Here is an 18,653-nt window from a genome sequence, read left to right as displayed (position 1 = left end):
TCAAGAGAAAGTAACACAGGACAACGAGTATGAGTAAATTACCTGATGGTCCTCAAATCCCTAAATGGTTACAGTTAATCTATTGGATTGCTGACCCTCTGAAGTATTTGGAGCAGTGTGTAGAACGCTATGGAGATACATTTACCCTACGGCTAACTGCTTTGGGACCGTTAGTCATGGTCAGCCACCCCCAAGGAATTCAGGAAGTCTTGACCGCTCCTCCTAGCCAGTTTAAATCTGGTGAACGAAATCAGTTGCTACGACCCTTGCTGGGGGAAACCTCAATGACTTTACTCGATGGTCAACCCCACCAGCGGCAGCGTAAACTCTTGATTCCTCCCTTTCATGGCCAACGAATTAATTCCTACAGTCAATTGATTTGTGATATTACCCAGCAGGTAGCGAGTCAGTGGGTAATCGGTCAAGCCTTTACTGCCCGTAGTGCCATGCAAGACATTACCATCCAGGTAATCATGCAGGGGGTTTTCGGTCTAGGTCACGGACCCCGTTACCAAAAACTCAAGCTACTGCTGGCAGCGATGCTAGATATGACAGCTTCCCCCCTGCGCTCTAGTATGCTGTTTTTTAAGTTCCTGCAACGAGATTTAGGGGCTTGGAGTCCTTGGGGCAAGTGGGTGCGGCGTAGGCAGCAAATTTATAACCTCCTTCAGGAAGAGATTAATCAGCGCCGAGAGCAACCCGAGCATATGGGCAATGACATTCTCAGTTTAATGATGTCTGCTCGGGACGAAAATGGTGAGTTGATGAGTGATCAGGAGTTAAAAGATCAGTTGATGACTCTCTTATTTGCAGGTCATGAGACTACTGCAACCGCTTTAGCTTGGGCATTCTACTGGATTCATCGATTACCAACAGTGCGCCAAAAACTGCTAGAGGAAATTGATAGCTTAGGGGATAATCCCGACCCGATGGCCATTGCCCAACTGCCCTATCTCACAGCAGTAGCCTACGAAACCCTGCGGATTTACCCAGTGGCGTTTGTGATCTTCGCCCGCATTACCACAGCCCCAATTACCATTATGGGTCACCACTATCAGGCCAATACTACCCTCTCTGCCTGTCCCTATTTAACCCATCGTCGAGAAGACCTCTATCCAGACTCAGATCAGTTTAAACCAGAACGATTCCTTGAGCGTCAATACTCTGCCTATGAGTATTTTCCCTTTGGTGGTGGAAACCGACGCTGTATTGGTGCTGCTTTGGCGATGTTGGAAATGAAACTGGTTTTGGCTAAGGTATTGTCTAATTATCACTTAGCCCTAGCACAAGACAAAATCATTAAACCAGCTCGTCGTGGATTCGCGATTGCTCCGGAAAATGGAGTTCCGATGGTGATGACAGGTCAACGTGTTGCGAAGGATTCACCAAAACCTGCTACCGTAAATTCTATTTAGGATCAAAGTAATTTTCCCAGTAATTGTCCCATAGCAACAGAAACAGTTATCGGTGATCACCGAGAGTCTTTGCCGCCAGTAAGGTCACCGAAAAAGGCCGCAAAATGCGATCGCATTTTGCGAACATACTCTTTCAAACCCGGTTTGATACTCCCATCGCGCTCCAGAACGGGATTATAGCGTTCCCGTAGCGGCTCCAAAGGAGCTGGGATTCTTAATAGTACAAAACTCTTAACGGCTGAACCTTTCAGCCTAATCACTCAGCAGATCAAATCATTGAGCTTACTTGTTTTCTGGTCTACGCTTAATGCAGCGGCTTTTCAGCTTGCGCGCAAACCGGCACCACTAAGTGCATTCTTAATATTTCTTGATCAAAGCAAAGATTATCAAGAAGCGCAACAGATCCAGTCTCCAATTCCCAAGGAGCTGTGTGGGTCACCTGCGTCCGCACTTTATACGCCCCGTCTCCCGCTAACCCTTACTGGTAGTGCCAGACGCTGCTTAATACGGGTATAACGGGAGTCCCCAAGGAGTTTAATGATGGTGTTGCCAAACAAAATAGTGAATTACTCAGAATATTAAAGATTTTGTGTTATTTTGTGCTGAGTCTAAATAAATGTCAACAAAAGTCTAACTAGCACAGCAAAGCGAGTTTCAGCCACTTAGGTCACCCATCTCATTATCCTACTCCATCGGTCTGACAATTGGTAATCGAGACTCCTTAACATTTTCTTTACAAAAAGTTTTTAAATCCCTCTTTCCCAATTCCTGATAACACTTCACAATTAACAAACAGTTCCGGTTGTCATCGGTACGGGTATAGCTGAGATGATCAGCGATTTTGTGTAGTATAGCGATGCCACGTCCACCACCAGATTGAAGGTTCATTTGCTGCTTGAGGTCTATAAGCCGCTGTTCTAAATCAAAGGGAGGGCCTTGATCCCAGATGCGTAACTCTAAGCGCTGGGGGAATAAAGTAACTTCGACATCAATGGAAACGTCTTCTGGCAAATCTTTGTGAGCATGACGAACGGCATTGGTAAATCCTTCAGCGAGAGCTAATTGGCACTGCAACCAGACTTTTTGGCGAACATACGATGGTTTGAACTGGTCAAACCATCCCAAAGCGTTTTCTAACGCCTTAAGCTCGCTAGGAAGTTCGATAGATGTTTTCAATTTTTTCAATTCCTCAAAATCTTTTACATCAACCACATACATCAACCACATACATCAACCACATTGAAGCCTGATTCTCTCCAAAGGGTACTCTAAGATCAAGGAATCCAGTCTAACCTAGATTTATATCTCCCTGTACCATGGACTAATACTCAATTGCCTTCAAAAAGATTGCCTTCAAAGAAAATTTTTTCTAGAAGCTCTGCCAGAAGCACCCTTGAAAACCATTGAGCCAAATGGGGTTTCTTTTTCCGTTTTATATCAAGCCAGGGGGTCTTGCCCTCTAGGGGGTATTGCCCTATATAATGTTGACCAAAATAGCAATAATTGATGGAGATTTATAAAAGGGGGAAGAAACCGGAACCGGTGCAAGACACAAAAGTTATAACAAATAAATCCGGTACGCCAATAGGGAATGCCATCAATAAAAGTAACTCAGTCTAACTTGTCTTGGGGTCTGATTGACGGAACGTCACGCTACGCGATCAAGGTTTCGTGAAATTCAGCCGGTCAGAATCTACTGGCTGTCTTCATTGTAAGTCAGTGTATTGATAAATCCTAAAGTAATTTCTAAAACCTCAGTGCTATGAACCAAATTCTGATTATTGATGATGATCCAGCCATGCAAATGTTACTGAAACGGACCCTTTGCCACCAGGGTTATGAGGTAGCTGTAGCTAGCAACGGCGAAGAAGGTTTGGTGCAGGTACAAAAGTTACGTCCAGCGCTAGTCATTTGCGATTGGATTATGCCCGGTATGAATGGATTGGATGTCTGTCGTCAACTCAAGGCAACACCGGGACTCTCAACCACCATATTTATTCTGGTGACATCTCGAAATTCCATTGAAGACCGGGTAGAGGGGTTAGATGCTGGAGCAGATGACTTTCTGTGTAAGCCGATCGAAATAGCAGAGTTGAACGCACGAGTCAGGGCTGGCTTGAGGTTACACCAACTCAGTCATGATTTGCAGCACCAAAAGCAGTTGTTAGAGGGAGAATTAGCAGAGGCAGCAGAGTATGTTAGTTCGATTCTTCCAGACCGGATGAGCAAACCATCGGTGACCATTGACACCCGATTTATTCCCTCCCGGAAACTGGGGGGTGATGGCTTTGACTATTATTGGCTAGACTCAGAGCATTTAGCAATTTATCTGCTGGATGCTGCTGGACATGGCTTACGAGCTGCCTTGCCCACACTTTCAGTGCTAAATTTACTCAGGTCGCGGGCTCTAAAGTCGATTAACTACTATCAACCGAGTGATGTTCTACGAGGGTTGAACCAAACCTTCCAGATTACTGAGCGAAATGATAAGTACTTCACGGTCTGGTATGGGGTATATAACCAGGTCAAGCGTCAACTGGTCTATGCTAGTGCAGGACATCCACCCGCAATATTAATTGCTCAGACCCATGGTTCCTTGATGGAAGTACAACGTCTAAAAACGCCTGGCTTACCTGTTGGTATGTTCCCAGATGCCGATTATATTGATCAATGCTGTGAAATTACTGAATCGAGCACCCTATATATATTCAGCGATGGGATTTACGAGATTGACCAATCCAATGGCAACGTTTGGGGACTTGAGCCCTTCATCAGATTGCTGGCAGAGTGTAAGCAAAATCACAATGGTGCTTGTCACTTAGATTTGATTTTGAAATCTCTGCAAGCCGTGAACCCTAAACACTATTTTGATGATGATTTATCGTTACTAGAAATCAATTTTGTATGAACAGCTCGTTCTGGGCTAATCAACCTCAGTTTCCGTAGCGTGGGCCGTTTGCTTAGCGTGCGCCCATGGGCAATGGGTAATGTCAAAAATTGGCAGCTTTTAAAGAGAAGACAAAATACTCAATTGCCGTAAATCATCAGAAGCATTCAGCCAGGTTAGTGGGAGTATAAAGAACGAGTGGTGGATTCTTTCGCAAAAATTACTGAAAAATTACTGAAAAATTACTGAAAAATAAATTATTATGACTCGAAGCTCCTGACTCCTCAATGGTCGGATAGTTGGTTATGTCGAATTCATCAAGCTTTAGGAAATTTCCCTAAAACATCTTCCTACCTTCCCTAAGCTGCTCTTCATTTAAATTTGTTATGACAACAGGGGCGCAGGGGAGCAGGGGAGAGGGTTTTATTTTTTTTTATAACTGAATAATATTCAATTTAAATGGGCAACAGCTTAAAACAAAATCTAGGATTTGGAAAGGGCTACGCCCAACGGCGTTCGCCCTATAGAATTCCCTGCAATTATGTCGTCGTAGACAGCACCTCGCTTTCAAAATCTTCTCGTGTAGGAAAGATGTCAAATACTCTGTCCATGCTGGTCAGTTCAAATAACATTCTGATTTGCTCATTAACTGAGCAGATATACATCTTGCTCCCAGCAGCACGAATAGTTTTCAGAGCAAGTACCAACGCTCCCAAACCAGAACTATCCATAAAAGTAACATCTTGAAAATTAATCAAAATAATATCTGCGTTAGATTTCACCAGCTCAGTAACCTCTTGACGAAAATCGCCAGCTTTTGTACCATCTAGAATGCCTGTGGGTTGAACGACTTTAACAACAATACTCATATACCAAATTAAGCTAGTTACAAACATATACTGACTTTGCTAGTATAGCCGTGACAAATAATTTCAGCCAGACTTGGGTTGGACAATAACCATGGAGCTGACTCACGACTTAACCTAGTACTACAGCACTAATCGCTTCTTTCAGGATTAGCCTCACCGATAAAGAGCATAGTAAACTTGAATTTGGGATGAATTTGGGGGCTAATAGCGCAGGCTGATCACAACAAGCAAGATTTGAACCGATCTACCCTTGGTGCTATCCGTGGTGTCCGCTCGGGTTTTCACGGTTCCATCCCCTAACCCCACTCCCACGAAAACTCCCAATATAGATGACGCAATATAGATTAAAATTGCCTTGGCAGAGCCCCAAACTATCCTGAAACCATGTCCAATTCAAATCCCATTCCAGTAGTCGTAAACGGTGCCGCCGGAAAAATGGGTCGAGAGGTGATTAAGGCTGTATCTCAAGCCCAAGACATAACCCTAATCGGTGCCATCGATACCAATCCTAAGTATCTAGGTCAAGACGCCGGAGAAGTAGCCGGGTGCGAACCAGTTGAAATTCCCATTCTCAATGACCTGCAAGCCAATCTAGTTCTGGCTACCCAAGAAAAAACCCAAGGGGTGATGGTAGACTTTACCCACCCTGACAGCATATACGACAACATCCGAACTGCGATCGCATACGGTATCCGCCCCGTAGTTGGCACCACTGGTCTTAGTCCCGACCAAATCAAAGACCTGTCGGAATTTGCTGAAAAAGCCAGCACTGGCTGCCTAATTATCCCCAACTTCTCCATTGGTATGGCATTACTGCAACAAGCAGCTGTGCAAGCTTCTCAATACTTTGACCACGTAGAAATCATCGAACTCCACCACAACCAAAAAGCCGACGCTCCCAGCGGTACTGCCATTCAAACTGCCCAACGCATGGCTGGAGCCGGTAAAACCTATAATCCGGCCATGGTGGAAGAAACCGAAAAACTAAAAGGTGCCAGGGGAAGCATTGCAGAAGACAACATTCGGATTCATAGCGTGCGTTTACCTGGCTTAATTGCTCACCAAGAAGTCATCTTTGGTGCCCCTGGTCAAATCTACACCCTACGTCACGACACCAGCGACCGTTCCTGCTATATGCCAGGAGTACTGCTCGCGATTCGCAAAGTTACCCAGCTTAAGGGTCTACTATATGGGTTAGAGAAAATCTTGTAACCAGTTATTGGTTATTGGTCATTAGTCATTAGTCATTAGTCATTAGTCATTACTCATTGGTGATTTGTCAAAATTGAGATCAATCACAAGAAATCTAAAAACTAAACACTAAATACTGAGTAACTAAAGACTAAGGACTAAGAACGAAGTACAAAACCCATGCTAATTCCCATCACCCGCGAGAAGTTTGAACAAATTGTTCCCGTCCTAGCCACGGGGCTCCAGTATCGCTACTACTGGGGTAAGTTTCGAGATTTTTTAAGGCGACTGTTAATTTCTCTGATCGCAGTCGTGGTGATTTTAATTTTAGCTTTGATTCTTGGTTCAGGTTTTGCTCCCTTCCGCGTGTTATTCGAGATCACTGCAGGGCTTTACTGGTTGTGGGGTCCTGTATATTGGGCAAGTATGCGGAACCTGAAGATGCGCCGATATGGCTATAGCGGCTTCTGGCAAGGCCGAATCGAAGATGTATTTGTAACCGAGGAGTTGATTGGTACAGAAGAACAAGTCAATCAGCGGGGTGAGTTGGTAATTGTGGAACACCGGGAGAGACGGTTAAATCTAGAAGTAGAAGATAAAACTGGATTTATGAGTCAGCTGCAAGTTCCCCTTCAAAGCCTCCACAAAAATATTTCACCTGGACAAATTGCTCAGATGTTGGTCATGTCCAATCAGCCTGACTTAGGCAAGATTGCTCAGACCAGTGATATTTATATTCCTAGCTTAGACATTTGGGTAAATGACTATCCTTACCTGCAACGAGATGTCTTTGTCCAAGTTAGTCGTAAGTTGAGGAATCAAGAGCGCTCTTCTTCCAGACAACGTCCCCGTAGTTCTAGGCGTCGAAGATCCTATTAACCATTAACTTAATCATTAACGGTCATGGTTAAGATGCTTGGATGTCAGGCTTTTTCCTAGACCAGTAAATCCTGGCGAGGATTAAAATTATCAATTTGCCGTAGTTTTTCGTAGAGTTCTCTGACCTCCTCAGTGACTTCGGTGGGCACAACAATCTGAATTTCTACTACCTGATCCCCTCGTCCCCCCTCTGGATTGGGATAACCCTTATTGGCCAAGCGCAATTTTTGTCCTGACCTCACCCCACTAGGAACATTAATTTGCACTCTACCATCCAAGGTGGGAACTTCTATTAAGTCACCTAATACTGCTTCAGCAGGTGTTACTGGTACTACACAAATGACATCAAATTCCTCTAATTTAAAGAAGGGATGAGGTGACACAGTGATTTTTAAATTTAAACATCCACCATCAATACCTTGACCTTGGAGCCGCACCAGGGCACCGGTTACCATCCCAGCAGGTAGCTCAATTTCTAAACCCCGTCCATCTTCTAGGCGAATTCGCTCTCGACCCCCTTTATAGGCTTTTTCCAAAGGTAGGGTTAATCGAGCGTCAATATCTTGAGGTTGAGGTTTGGGATAAGGTTGAGGCTGAGGCTGGGATTTCGGTTGAGGTCTCAGACGAGAACTAACCGTGTAGGCTGTTTTAGTTTTCCCTGGTCGAAACGCACTGTCCGAACTTACCCGAGTCCCTGGAGGTGGGGTTGATGTTGCCTTTCTAGTAGAGCGACGTCCGAGTAGTTGATCAACGAAGGTGTTAAAGTCCCGGTAATTGCCATAATCCTCTCCTTGGGCTGAACCACGACCATTGCCGTTCCAGCCTACATTTTTAATCAAAGTAGCAGCTTTAGCCGCTTTTCTACCAAATTTCTTCTTCTGCCAATATCGGCTGAATTGGTCGTACTGCGATCGCCGATTCGGGTCAGAGAGAACTTCATATGCCTCACCAATATCCTTAAACTTGTCTTCTGCTGTCTTATCTCCAGGATTCAGGTCAGGGTGATACTGTCGAGCTAACCGCCGATAAGCCTTTTTAATTTCCTCGCTGGATGCCTCTGTCGGTACACCCAACATTTCATAGTAATCTCGATAGTTTTGCATAGTCATTAGTAATTAGTCAATAATGAAGTGTCTTAATGCACTCCCTGATCGGGGAAACCCCTGTATTAAGGGGCTGCATCGCTTTGTTGATCTATTCTCGATTAATCGTCAATTGTCAGTATTGTTTGAAGCGAACAGCCGAGTTGGGATACTCTTAAACCGGTATTAATCGGGGTAAACCCGGATAAATCGGTCAAGGTCAATTTATTGTTGCTTGAGTGAGGAGTGGTCAAGCAGTAACTGGAGTCGAACCTTCCACTCACTATCTAAGCGTTCCTGGCATCCCGGCCAGGAGATCCCTAAAAGCTTGAGTTCTGCTATGCTTAGAATCAAGCCATCCTAGCTTAACCGCATCAGCTAAACTCAAGTCCATACCTTCGAGGAAACGCGCGGTACGACGCAACAATACTGCTTGGACTTCTTCCCTTTTCGTATACCGGGAGATCTCGTGATCTGTACCACGACCAAGAATATTCCGTGCAGCATTGTGATCAGCCTGCAACACGACCCCATTAAATCTGGTAAAGGTGTCCCCTTTCCTGACCCCTAACAGGGTGCCAGTTACGGAGTCAACTTGCGACGTGTAGCTTGGCTGAATTTCTAAAACTACTGAACCAGTCCAGTTAGCCCATTTTTGTAAAGAGTCTCGAATAGCTCCTTTCATCCAGCTATTCAATTTTCGAGACATTGCTAATGATTGACGTTTCCCTTTGATTGGTTCGGTTAAATCTTCTGCGAATACTTTCAATGATTCCCCATTAAAAAGTGACCTACTTGCAGCGCCTATAATGGCTAGAATTCCTGCCTGGTCTTTTCTGTAGCGACGATTTTCCGTTTTTCGGCTCAGATTATTTTCTAGTATGCGAGCTGACTTAACCGGATCTATTTTCTCTAGCTTTCGATGTAGTGCCCACAATTTTCCACGATTGCGGTTTTTCAAGGTAATTCTATTAGACTTAGCAGTTGCTAATTTTCCTAGACCTAACCCATGGGCACGGCCATCTGAATCATAAAACGCTTCTGTGTAACCCTTATCCACACCAATAGAACGATGTTCAGCCGGGAGATTGACAGTTCCATAATCAACGATAAAGTGGACTTCAAAGCGTTGTAATTGAAGATTATAAATTAGTCTAATCTGTCCAGTTAGTTTACGATTAGACCTTACCAGAATCCGATTCCGTTTACCTCTACGTAATCCCGCTAGTTCTAACTGGTAAGTGTGTCGGGAAATACGTTTACAGGAGTACCCACCCTGTTGGTAAATTATCTGATTTCTTGTCGAAGAATGACCACGCTGAAACTGCTTCCTAACAATTCGATGTAGAAATGGATTATCAACGAAACTGGGACTTGATAGCTGTTTGTAGCATTCATTTCGGCGCTTTTTATTTTCTTGGCCTGGAAATCGCTTATGCAGAATTTTCCCTAATGCTTCAATACAAGCGGCTTGTTGGGCAGTAATTGCTTTAGCCACGTCACTTACTGTCCATTCCATCAGTTTAGATGGCACTTCTAAAGACTCAGGAGTTCTAAAAGCTCTAATTTCTGGATAAGCTTTCCTCCAATCAAGCCCCCAATGGCTAACGCTGCCAAGCTTGTTGTAGGACTCAGAACGAACGATGCCTAAGCGTTGCATTATGGCAAAAAGCTCAGTTTCAACTGCCATTGACATCCCAATTACTGGGACTACCTGGGTTGAAAGCTTCTTTGTTGTGCCTGATTTTTTCTTGCGCTTAGACATCGTTCGCTATTCTTGGCATTTTTGTCTATTATACCCCAAAAAATCCCGTTTTATCCCGGTTTTTGGGGGTTTAATGGCAAGGCTTTTACCTAAAGACTAACTGCTAATTAGTTATGGCTACTGACTACTGACAACTAACTACTGACTAATTTAGAACCAATCATCATCCTCATCCCAATCATTTTCAAGGGGGTTTCTGCGATAGCGATCGCGACTGGATCTCGATGAACTAGCCCCATAGGAGTCATAGGAATCCCGGCGGTAATCCCGTTCAGAATATCGGTCTGTGTCACTATCTCCGGTGAAGGTGCGACGAATTGACCCAAAGAAGTCATCATCCTCTTCGTCCTCATATTGCAGCCGTACCTCTCGCTTGAGCTCATAGAGGGCATCTTGTAGATCACCTTGAGTCCGATCAATAGCTCGGTCATCATTTTGGGCAACGGATTGACGCATCTCCTGAATTAAGCCTTCAATCTGACGCCGATAACCACTAGCAAACTGTCTACCAAAATCTAGGGCTACCTCCCGCAGTTGCCGTTCCGCTTCATTAGCCAAACTTTCTGCCCGATTGCGCTTTTCTACTCGTTCCCGTCGTTCCCGGTCAATCTCGGCGTATTCTTCTGCCTCACGAATCATTTTATTGACTTCCGCCTCACTCAGGGTAGAAGCCCCTTGAATGGTAATGCTTTGTTCTCGACCAGTAGTTTTATCCAGTGCCAATACCTGCAAAATCCCATTGGCATCAATATCAAAAGCCACCTGAATTTGGGGCACTCCCCGTGGTGCTGGGGGAATACCAGTCAACTTAAACCGACCCAAAGACTTATTATCTGTTGCCATATCCCGTTCCCCTTGCAGGACATGAATTTCCACCAAAGTCTGATTATTTTGGGAGGTGGAAAAAATATCAGACCGTCGGACTGGGATAGTCGTGTTCCGGGGGATTAACTTTTTCATCACCCCACCAATAGTTTCCAAACCCAAGGACAACGGGGTTACATCCAGCAATAGGATATCTTTTACTTCACTGTTGAGAATTCCTCCTTGAATTGCAGCTCCTACTGCCACTACCTCATCAGGATTAACGTTCTGATTCGGTTCCCGATCGATTAAGCTGCGCACCAATTGTTGTACCATCGGGGTGCGGGTTCCCCCTCCTACCAAGATCACTTCATCAATGTCCATAGGAGTTAAGCCAGCATCTTTGAAAGCTCGTTTTAGGGGTCTGCGCAAACGACTAACTAGATCCACACATAGCTCTTCAAACTGAGAGCGCTTCAGCCTAGTTTCTAGGTGTTTTGGACCATCTTCTGTAGCTGTAATAAAGGGCAAATTAATATCAGTTACACCCACCCCAGACAGCTCGATCTTAGCTTTTTCTGCAGCTTCAGTCAGCCGTTGTAGGGCTTGGCGATCGCGTCGTAGATCAATTCCCTCTGATTCCAAAAATTGCTCTGCCAACCAGTCAACAATTTTTCGATCAAAATCATTGCCCCCCAGTTGAGTATCACCACTGGTTGATAGCACTTCACACACCCCATCCCCCACCTCTAGGATGGAGACATCAAAGGTACCCCCACCCAAATCAAATACTAGGATGGTTTGGCTTGCCTCTAGATCCAAGCCATAAGCCAAAGACGCTGCTGTTGGTTCATTAAGAATCCGCAGAACCTCTAACCCAGCAATTCGTCCAGCATCTCGTGTGGCTTGCCGTTGAGAATCATTAAAGTAAGCCGGGACTGTTATTACTGTCCCTGTTACCTCCTCTCCCAGGTAGCGGCTGGCCTCATCCGCCAACTTCCGCAGGATCATCGCAGAAATTTCCTCTGGGGCAAAGTCTTTTTTCAAGCGGGGGCACTTAATTCTCACATTACCAGTTTCATCCCGACGAATAGTATAAGCAACCCGCTTCGACTCTGGATTGAGTTCAGCATACTTACGTCCAATATACCGCTTCACCCCATAGAAAGTATTTTGGGGATTAAGCACAGCTTGGCGGCGTGCCAATTGTCCTACAACCCTTTCCCCATCCTTACTAAAGCCAACCATTGACGGAGTTGTGCGCATACCTTCCGCATTAGCAATTACCACCGGCTTACCGCCTTCGATGACAGCCACCACGGAGTTTGTTGTACCCAGGTCAATGCCGACTACCTTGCCCATGCGTCCTTTATTCTCCTCAAGATGAATGCTGTCAACTCGTTAAATGAATTTCAACTACTATATATATAGATGATATTTTGATTAAAATTGTATATAGCCAGTGGTTCGGTTTTCCGAAGCGTAGTCACCCTAGACCCCTGACCCTTGCAGTTATGCTAAGGGATGCCCCGAAGTGCTGAATCTATTCTATCCCTTGAGTTATGCTCAAATTGAGCAGAATTTTAAAATAAGCATCCTATCATAATAGAGATTATGTTAGCAAACGGGACGATAGAGTGAATTAGCTTCAACAAACTATTGATTAAGGCTTGCATCTGCCCGACTTACCTCTGGTAAACTTCCCTGTGCCTTATCCGATGGCTCTGGCAATGCTACGATCACAGTAGCCCCCTATATTGAATTATTAATGGCAGAAACACTATTCTTTAATGCTCTGCGTGAAGCCATAGACGAAGAAATGGCACGGGATGAGACAGTATTTGTAATCGGTGAAGATGTTGGTCACTACGGTGGTTCCTACAAAGTTACCAAAGATCTGTGTAAAAAATACGGTGACTTGCGGCTTCTGGATACCCCCATTGCCGAAAATAGCTTTACTGGTCTAGCTGTTGGTGCAGCAATGACAGGCTTACGACCAATTGTCGAAGGCATGAATATGGGGTTTTTACTCCTGGCATTCAACCAAATTTCCAACAATGCTGGGATGCTGCGTTATACCTCTGGTGGTAATTTTAAAATTCCCATGGTGGTTAGAGGCCCTGGTGGTGTCGGACGTCAGTTAGGTGCCGAACACTCCCAGCGTCTAGAAGCCTACTTTCAGGCAGTTCCTGGTCTCAAAATCGTTGCTTGCTCCACCCCCTACAATGGAAAAGGGTTGCTGAAATCTGCCATTCGAGATGATAACCCAGTACTGTTCTTTGAACACGTCCTGCTCTACAATCTCAAAGAAAATCTGCCAGACCAGGAGTACTTAGTACCCCTTGATAAAGCTGAAGTTGTACGCCCTGGGAAAGATGTTACCATTCTCACCTACTCCCGGATGCGTCACCACGCTATCCAAGCGGCTAAGCAGCTGGAAAAAGAGGGGTATGATCCTGAAGTAATTGACCTAATTTCCCTAAAGCCTCTAGACTTTGAAACCATTGGTGCTTCACTGGCCAAAACCCACCGAGTCATTATTGTAGAAGAGTGCATGAAAACCGGTGGCATTGGAGCAGAATTAACAGCATCGATTAACGAGCGCTGGTTTGATGAACTCGATGCGCCAGTGCTTCGGCTTTCATCCCAAGATATTCCCACTCCCTACAACGGGACTCTGGAAAATCTCACCATTGTCCAACCCCATCAGATTGTCGAGGGTGTGAAAAAGATGGTGGCTTTGCGGATTTAACTAAAAGCTTGGCAAATAAAGCTTGGCAAATAAAGCTTAGGCATTAGCCATGCAGGGGGCGTTGCTGATTAGTAGATGCTGGAGGTTAAAAAGATTTCAATTACTTAGTAAGCATACTAAGTAACCAATCGATGGAATACTTAAACCTCCAGCATTCAGACTTGCTGACTTTACTTAAGCGATCAGCTAATGCGCTACAGATGGTGCTATTTGATTGATAGGTTATTGGGAAGCTACGGAACTTTTGAAGAAAACAAGTAAGCATTACGTTTAATCTGACTCATGTAAAGCTGAACGCGCACGCGTGAGCTAAAAGCTCACGGCTGACCATTGATGGCTGAACGCGCACGCGTGCGGGTAGCGCATATGCTTACGACTTGAGACTTTATAATTTCTCAGTTACTAGGCTCGCCAAAACGGATTATCATAGCATTTGTTGCGGCGGGTCGTAGTTATGCAAAAACAGCGTTCACTATTAGCCTTAATCCTAGTACTTGTAATTACAGCAATCATATTGCTGGTGCAATTTCCAATCCGGTTAGGACTGGACTTGCAGGGAGGGGCTCAACTCACAATTCAGATTAACACTACCGAAGAGATTACCGAAATCACGGCTGAGCAATTAGACGCAGTTAAAACTGTTATAGAAGGTCGAGTCAATGCCCTAGGGGTTTCTGAGTCGGTAGTGCAAACCGTTGGCAAAGACCAGCTTTTGGTACAGCTACCTGGTGTCAATGACCCGCAACAAGCGGAACGGGTACTAGGAGGAACAGCACAGCTGGATTTTCTCAAGCAAAACATTGGTACAGACGCACAGCTGCAGGTTGAACAGCAAGTGCTACGAGAACTACAATTAAACCAAGAGGTATTGCGCAACAGTGGTGATGGAGATGCGATCGCAGAAAATCAAGCTGCTATCAATCGTAGTAACCAAGCCATCCTTGAACTATTTGAAAGCACTGGTCTGACTGGGAAAAACCTCCAAGATGCTCGTCCCCAACCTCTTCAAACTGGTGGTGCTTGGGAAGTGGCTATTCGATTCGATAGTGATGGAGCTCAAAAGTTTGCTGAGCTGACCAAGAACATTGCCGGTACAGGACGCAGCATTGGTATTTTCCTCGACAACTTACTAATTAGTGCTCCGAGTGTGGCAGCGCAATATGCTGAAAATGGCATCAGTGGTGGTGCAGCAGTGATTACCGGTAACTTTGATGCCGAAAGTGCCTATGAATTTGCTGCCCAGCTGCGGGGAGGTTCCTTACCTTTGCCAGTAGAAATCGTGGAGAATCGCACCGTAGGGGCAACCTTAGGACGAGATAGTATTCAACGTAGTATCTATGCTGCTGTAGTTGGTCTGATTTTAGTATTAATCTTTATGGTGTTCTATTACCGACTGCCTGGCATCATTGCTAATATTGCTCTGAGTATCTACGCTTTACTCACCATCGCAGCATTTGCCTTATTAGGTGTTACCTTAACCCTACCCGGAATTGCTGGTTTTATCCTTAGTATCGGTATGGCAGTTGATGCCAATGTGCTGATTTTTGAGCGGACACGGGAAGAATTACGTGCTGGTAAGACCTTGTATCGCTCAGTAGAGTCCGGGTTTTACCGAGCCTTTTCTAGTATTTTAGATGCAACTGTGACCACATTAATCGCCTGTGCAGTACTGTTTTGGCTAGGCTCAGGTCTAGTCAAAGGCTTTGCCGTAACCCTAGGCATTGGGGTAGGAATCAGTATGTTTACCGCCGTGACCTGTAGTCGCACCCTGATGCTCGTGGCAGTTTTAGGACTTCCAGGGATACGTCAGAAACCAGAACTCTTCTGCCCCAATTTACCAAGCCAATAATTGACAAAGTAGGAACTAGGAAGTAGGAACTAGGAAGTAGGAAGTGTAATTCCTAGTTATGGATAAAGCGTTTATTTGGCTATGATCGGTTTCAACTAAAAAACCTATTTAATCCTTCATCCTAGTTATGGATAAAGTTGTGAATATAGTTGTGGATATAGTGTTTAGTTGACCATGTTCCGGTTCCACCAAAAAAACCATTTCATAATTCATAATTCATAATTACTAATTTATAGCAATCCGTATAGTAATTGTGATAATTTTGTTACCTAATTCCTGTTCCCTATTCCCTATTCCCTATTCCCTGTTCCCTACTCCCTACTCCCTACTCCCTACTCCCTACTCCCTACTCCCTTTGCTATATAAGGATTTACTAATAGAAAAGTCAATATGAAACTTAATGTAATTAAAACGCGATCGCTTTGGTGGAGCATCTCAACCGCCCTGATTACGGTCGGTATCATTGCCATGGTGATTTCTTTTCTCCAACTAGGAGCCCCTTTACGGTTAGGTCTCGATTTCGTTGGTGGTACCCGCCTACAACTAGAGAGAGACTGTACTCAACCCGGAAACTGCGACCAACCCATCGATTTGGCTATGGTGCGAGACGTCATGACAGCACAAGGTCTTGGCAATAGCAGTATCCAAATACTAGGGGAAGAAAAACAAGCCCTGACAATTCGGACTAAAACATTAGATGTTGAACAACGCACCCAGTTGCAAACTGCCCTAACGGAGCGTCTTGGTGTTTTCGATCCCAAATCTACTCAGATTGACACCGTTGGTCCCACCTTAGGCAGGCAACTGTTTATTTCTGGCTTAATCGCTTTGTTTATGGCCTTTGTGGGCATCTTTGTCTACCTTACCTTCCGATTCGAGTTTGATTATGGCCTATTCGCTTTCGTTGCCCTGTTCCACGATGTCTTAATCGCTATTGGTCTTTTCTCTATCCTAGGTTTAGTGCTAGGGGTAGAAGTCGATACCTTATTTGTGGTTGCCCTATTGACAATTATTGGTTTTTCTGTTAATGATACTGTGGTGATTTACGACCGGGTGCGAGAAGTAATTAAACTCAAGCCAGGTCAACATATCAATCAAATTGTAGAGGATGCTGTTAATCAAACCTTAACCCGCTCCATCAATACCACCTTAACTACCTTGCTACCCCTGTTAGCAATCTTGCTGTTCGGGGGAGAAACCCTAAAATTCTTTGCCTTAGCACTAATTATTGGTTTTACAGCAGGGTCTTACTCCAGTATTTTTATTGCCAGTACCCTCTTAGCTTGGTGGAGAGAGCGCACTGGTAAAGCTCAGTCTGTAGTCGAGGTTGCAGTTAATCCAGAAAAGGAGGGGACTTCAGTGATTGAAGCAGAATTTTCTGATGAAGTTTAGTTATCATTTTCAATAGTCTTCTAATTATGGAGCAACCAGATAGCCCAAGACGAAAAATTACCCTTGACCCAATCCTTCAGGCCAGGGTAAAACGATTACATCAATTAACTGTTTATGGTAGGTGGATTTTCGTAGGCATTCTCTGGATAACTGTTGCTCCATTAAGCCTGTGGGCTTGGCAGTATGAAATTTCCCTGATGCGATCGCATTTTACCTGGGCAGCACTCCGGTATAGTATTATCTACAACCATTTGCCTGCACTAGGTTTAGCTATCTGTATTGGCACAACCTTAGCCGTCTTAGTTTGGCAAAGTCGCAATATTTTATTTGGATTACCACCCTTAGAACAGAAACGCCTGGAGCAACAAGTACAGCGGATTTGTCAGCAAGGCCCAACACACCCACTCTGGAAGTGGGTGTGCGGCTCTTGAATTAAACGATTACATCCTGATCAACAATAAAATCTGCCGCTGTGAGCTGAGTCGTGGATATACCGAACACCTGTGCTAAGACTTCGCCAGTGCCAGTAATACTAGCAGGGTCAGCAATACTAATAGTAGTCGCGCCTAGGTTATTACCAATTACCAGGTCATCAAAGGTCAGACCTCCACCTAACTCGAACAGATCGATTCCATCTTCAAAACTAAACACAGTATCTGTTCCCTCACCAGGGCTCAAGACGTAGGTGTCAGAGCCGCCTCCGCCAGATAAGATATCAGCCCCTAATCCGCCTTCTAAGGTATCATCACTGTTACCACCAAACAGGGAGTCATTACCCTCACCACCGATCAAGGTGTCTGAGTTTTCTCCCCCAGACAAGTTATCATTACCAGCTCCACCATCTAGGAAGTCTTCATTAGTCCCACCATCCAGGACGTCATCACCGTCACCACCGAGCAGGGTGTCTGAGTTATCTCCTCCAACCAGGGTATCATTTCCAGCTCCACCGTCGAGGGAGTCATCCCCTGAGTTACCTTCTAGGCTATCGTTGCCATTACCCCCAAGCAAGGTATCATCCTGGAAAGTACCAATTACCGTCGAGTCATTATCTTGGATGGTAATCAGAGTAGCTACTTCACTTACGTTGTTGAAAGCTAAACCATCATCAACCACAAACTCGATAATGCGACCAGGGGCATTAAACACTGTCTCTGGATCGTTATCCACACCAGATGTGTTTTCATACTGGAGGGTGTTGAGGACTTGCTGGTAATTTTTGATGGTATCTACCCCATCTAAGGTCAGGATACCATTGTCAGCATCGAAGCTAACCGCAATCAGGGTATCAGTGTTGTCAACAGTCAGCTCTTCCTTTCCGGGATTCAGCAGATTAGCAATTGTTACTGTTGCGCCAACAAGAGTGGTGTTATTAGCATCACTCAGAGTCAATTTGTTATCTGGGAACAGTGCCAGCTGATTGCCGGTAAATGTGACAGTAGCATCAATGCCGTCGGTATCTGGATCTGGGGCAGGAGCTGGAATAGCTGGGGCAGCAGCAATAATTGGCTTGGTACCTGTCTCGGTACCTGTCTCGGTACCTGTCTCGGTACCTGTTCCGGTACCTGTCTCGGTACCTGTTTCGGTACCTGTCTCGGTACCTGTGCCGGTACCTGTGCCGGTACCTGTCTCGGTACCTGTGCCGGTACCTGTCTCGGTACCTGTCTCGGTACCTGTCTCGGTACCTGTTCCGGTACCTGTCTCGGTACCTGTTTCGGTACCTGTCTCGGTACCTGTGCCGGTACCTGTGCCGGTACCTGTCTCGGTACCT

16 protein-coding genes are annotated in these 18,653 nt (G+C 45.0%); 9 read left to right on the top strand and 7 right to left on the bottom strand.

All coding sequences use genetic code 11. From position 1 onward, the window contains the following. Positions 1–29: 29 nt before the first annotated feature. Positions 30–1,415 (top strand): cytochrome P450, encoded by a 1,386-nt coding sequence (locus F6J99_RS25120; RefSeq protein WP_293116366.1) that lies wholly within the window; start codon positions 30–32, stop codon positions 1,413–1,415. 56 nt (positions 1,416–1,471) lie between these two features. Here the strand turns inward: F6J99_RS25120 and F6J99_RS25115 are convergent, their stop codons facing one another. Both F6J99_RS25115 and F6J99_RS25110 read right to left on the bottom strand, forming a co-directional pair. After that, positions 1,472–1,615, bottom strand: coding sequence for a hypothetical protein (locus F6J99_RS25115; protein WP_293116364.1), 144 nt, complete (start codon positions 1,613–1,615; stop codon positions 1,472–1,474). A gap of 484 nt (positions 1,616–2,099) precedes the next feature. Then, positions 2,100–2,591, bottom strand: coding sequence for an ATP-binding protein (locus F6J99_RS25110; protein WP_293116362.1), 492 nt, complete (start codon positions 2,589–2,591; stop codon positions 2,100–2,102). A 586-nt stretch (positions 2,592–3,177) separates the two neighbouring features. Between F6J99_RS25110 and F6J99_RS25105 the strand changes: the two genes are divergently transcribed. Further along, positions 3,178–4,323 (top strand): SpoIIE family protein phosphatase, encoded by a 1,146-nt coding sequence (locus F6J99_RS25105; RefSeq protein ID WP_070394275.1) that lies wholly within the window; start codon positions 3,178–3,180, stop codon positions 4,321–4,323. A gap of 518 nt (positions 4,324–4,841) precedes the next feature. On the opposite strand, the gene F6J99_RS25100 is transcribed toward F6J99_RS25105, so the two are convergent. Beyond that, positions 4,842–5,171, bottom strand: coding sequence for an STAS domain-containing protein (locus F6J99_RS25100; RefSeq protein ID WP_070396830.1), 330 nt, complete (start codon positions 5,169–5,171; stop codon positions 4,842–4,844). Positions 5,172–5,555: 384 nt separating this feature from the next. Between F6J99_RS25100 and dapB the strand changes: the two genes are divergently transcribed. Beyond that, positions 5,556–6,383: a 4-hydroxy-tetrahydrodipicolinate reductase gene (gene dapB, locus F6J99_RS25095; RefSeq protein ID WP_293116359.1), complete on the top strand. Its 828-nt coding sequence runs from the start codon at positions 5,556–5,558 to the stop codon at positions 6,381–6,383. Between the two features lie 159 nt (positions 6,384–6,542). Beyond that, positions 6,543–7,241 (top strand): phosphate ABC transporter permease, encoded by a 699-nt coding sequence (locus F6J99_RS25090; protein ID WP_293116357.1) that lies wholly within the window; start codon positions 6,543–6,545, stop codon positions 7,239–7,241. Positions 7,242–7,297: 56 nt separating this feature from the next. Here the strand turns inward: F6J99_RS25090 and F6J99_RS25085 are convergent, their stop codons facing one another. The 3 genes from F6J99_RS25085 to dnaK form a co-directional block, all read right to left on the bottom strand. Beyond that, entirely contained in the window at positions 7,298–8,344 is a 1,047-nt protein-coding gene (locus F6J99_RS25085; protein WP_070396829.1) for a DnaJ C-terminal domain-containing protein, read from the bottom strand. A 262-nt stretch (positions 8,345–8,606) separates the two neighbouring features. After that, positions 8,607–10,088: a zinc ribbon domain-containing protein gene (locus tag F6J99_RS25080; protein WP_293116355.1), complete on the bottom strand. Its 1,482-nt coding sequence runs from the start codon at positions 10,086–10,088 to the stop codon at positions 8,607–8,609. Between the two features lie 150 nt (positions 10,089–10,238). After that, entirely contained in the window at positions 10,239–12,254 is a 2,016-nt protein-coding gene (gene dnaK, locus F6J99_RS25075; protein WP_293116353.1) for a molecular chaperone DnaK, read from the bottom strand. Positions 12,255–12,660: 406 nt separating this feature from the next. On the opposite strand from dnaK, the gene F6J99_RS25070 reads away from it, so the two are divergent. The 5 genes from F6J99_RS25070 to F6J99_RS25050 all read left to right on the top strand — a co-directional run bounded on the left by F6J99_RS25070 (position 12,661) and on the right by F6J99_RS25050 (position 17,316). Further along, complete coding sequence (locus F6J99_RS25070; RefSeq protein WP_070394271.1) at positions 12,661–13,644, top strand: alpha-ketoacid dehydrogenase subunit beta; 984 nt, start codon at positions 12,661–12,663, stop codon at positions 13,642–13,644. A 454-nt stretch (positions 13,645–14,098) separates the two neighbouring features. Then, positions 14,099–15,493 carry a protein translocase subunit SecD gene (gene secD, locus F6J99_RS25065; protein WP_070394270.1) on the top strand — a complete coding sequence of 465 codons (1,395 nt, stop codon included), beginning with the start codon at positions 14,099–14,101 and terminating at the stop codon, positions 15,491–15,493. Between the two features lie 253 nt (positions 15,494–15,746). Next, positions 15,747–15,887, top strand: coding sequence for a hypothetical protein (locus tag F6J99_RS25060; protein WP_293116351.1), 141 nt, complete (start codon positions 15,747–15,749; stop codon positions 15,885–15,887). Further along, entirely contained in the window at positions 15,884–16,885 is a 1,002-nt protein-coding gene (gene secF, locus F6J99_RS25055) for a protein translocase subunit SecF (protein ID WP_070394269.1), read from the top strand. The genes F6J99_RS25060 and secF overlap by 4 nt, the downstream gene beginning before the upstream one ends. A 26-nt stretch (positions 16,886–16,911) precedes the next feature. Beyond that, on the top strand, positions 16,912–17,316 hold the full coding sequence (locus tag F6J99_RS25050; RefSeq protein WP_070394268.1) for a hypothetical protein: 405 nt from the start codon (positions 16,912–16,914) through the stop codon (positions 17,314–17,316). Between the two features lies 1 nt (position 17,317). On the opposite strand, the gene F6J99_RS25045 is transcribed toward F6J99_RS25050, so the two are convergent. Beyond that, the coding region (locus tag F6J99_RS25045) for a calcium-binding protein (RefSeq protein WP_293116347.1) at positions 17,318–18,653 on the bottom strand (1,336 nt) is incomplete at its 5' end.

The organism is Moorena sp. SIO4G3 (genome assembly GCF_010692305.1).
Classification (GTDB): domain Bacteria; phylum Cyanobacteriota; class Cyanobacteriia; order Cyanobacteriales; family Coleofasciculaceae; genus Moorena; species Moorena producens_A.
Note: the sequence above shows the minus strand (reverse complement) of the source record. Positions and strands in the feature narration are given on the sequence as shown.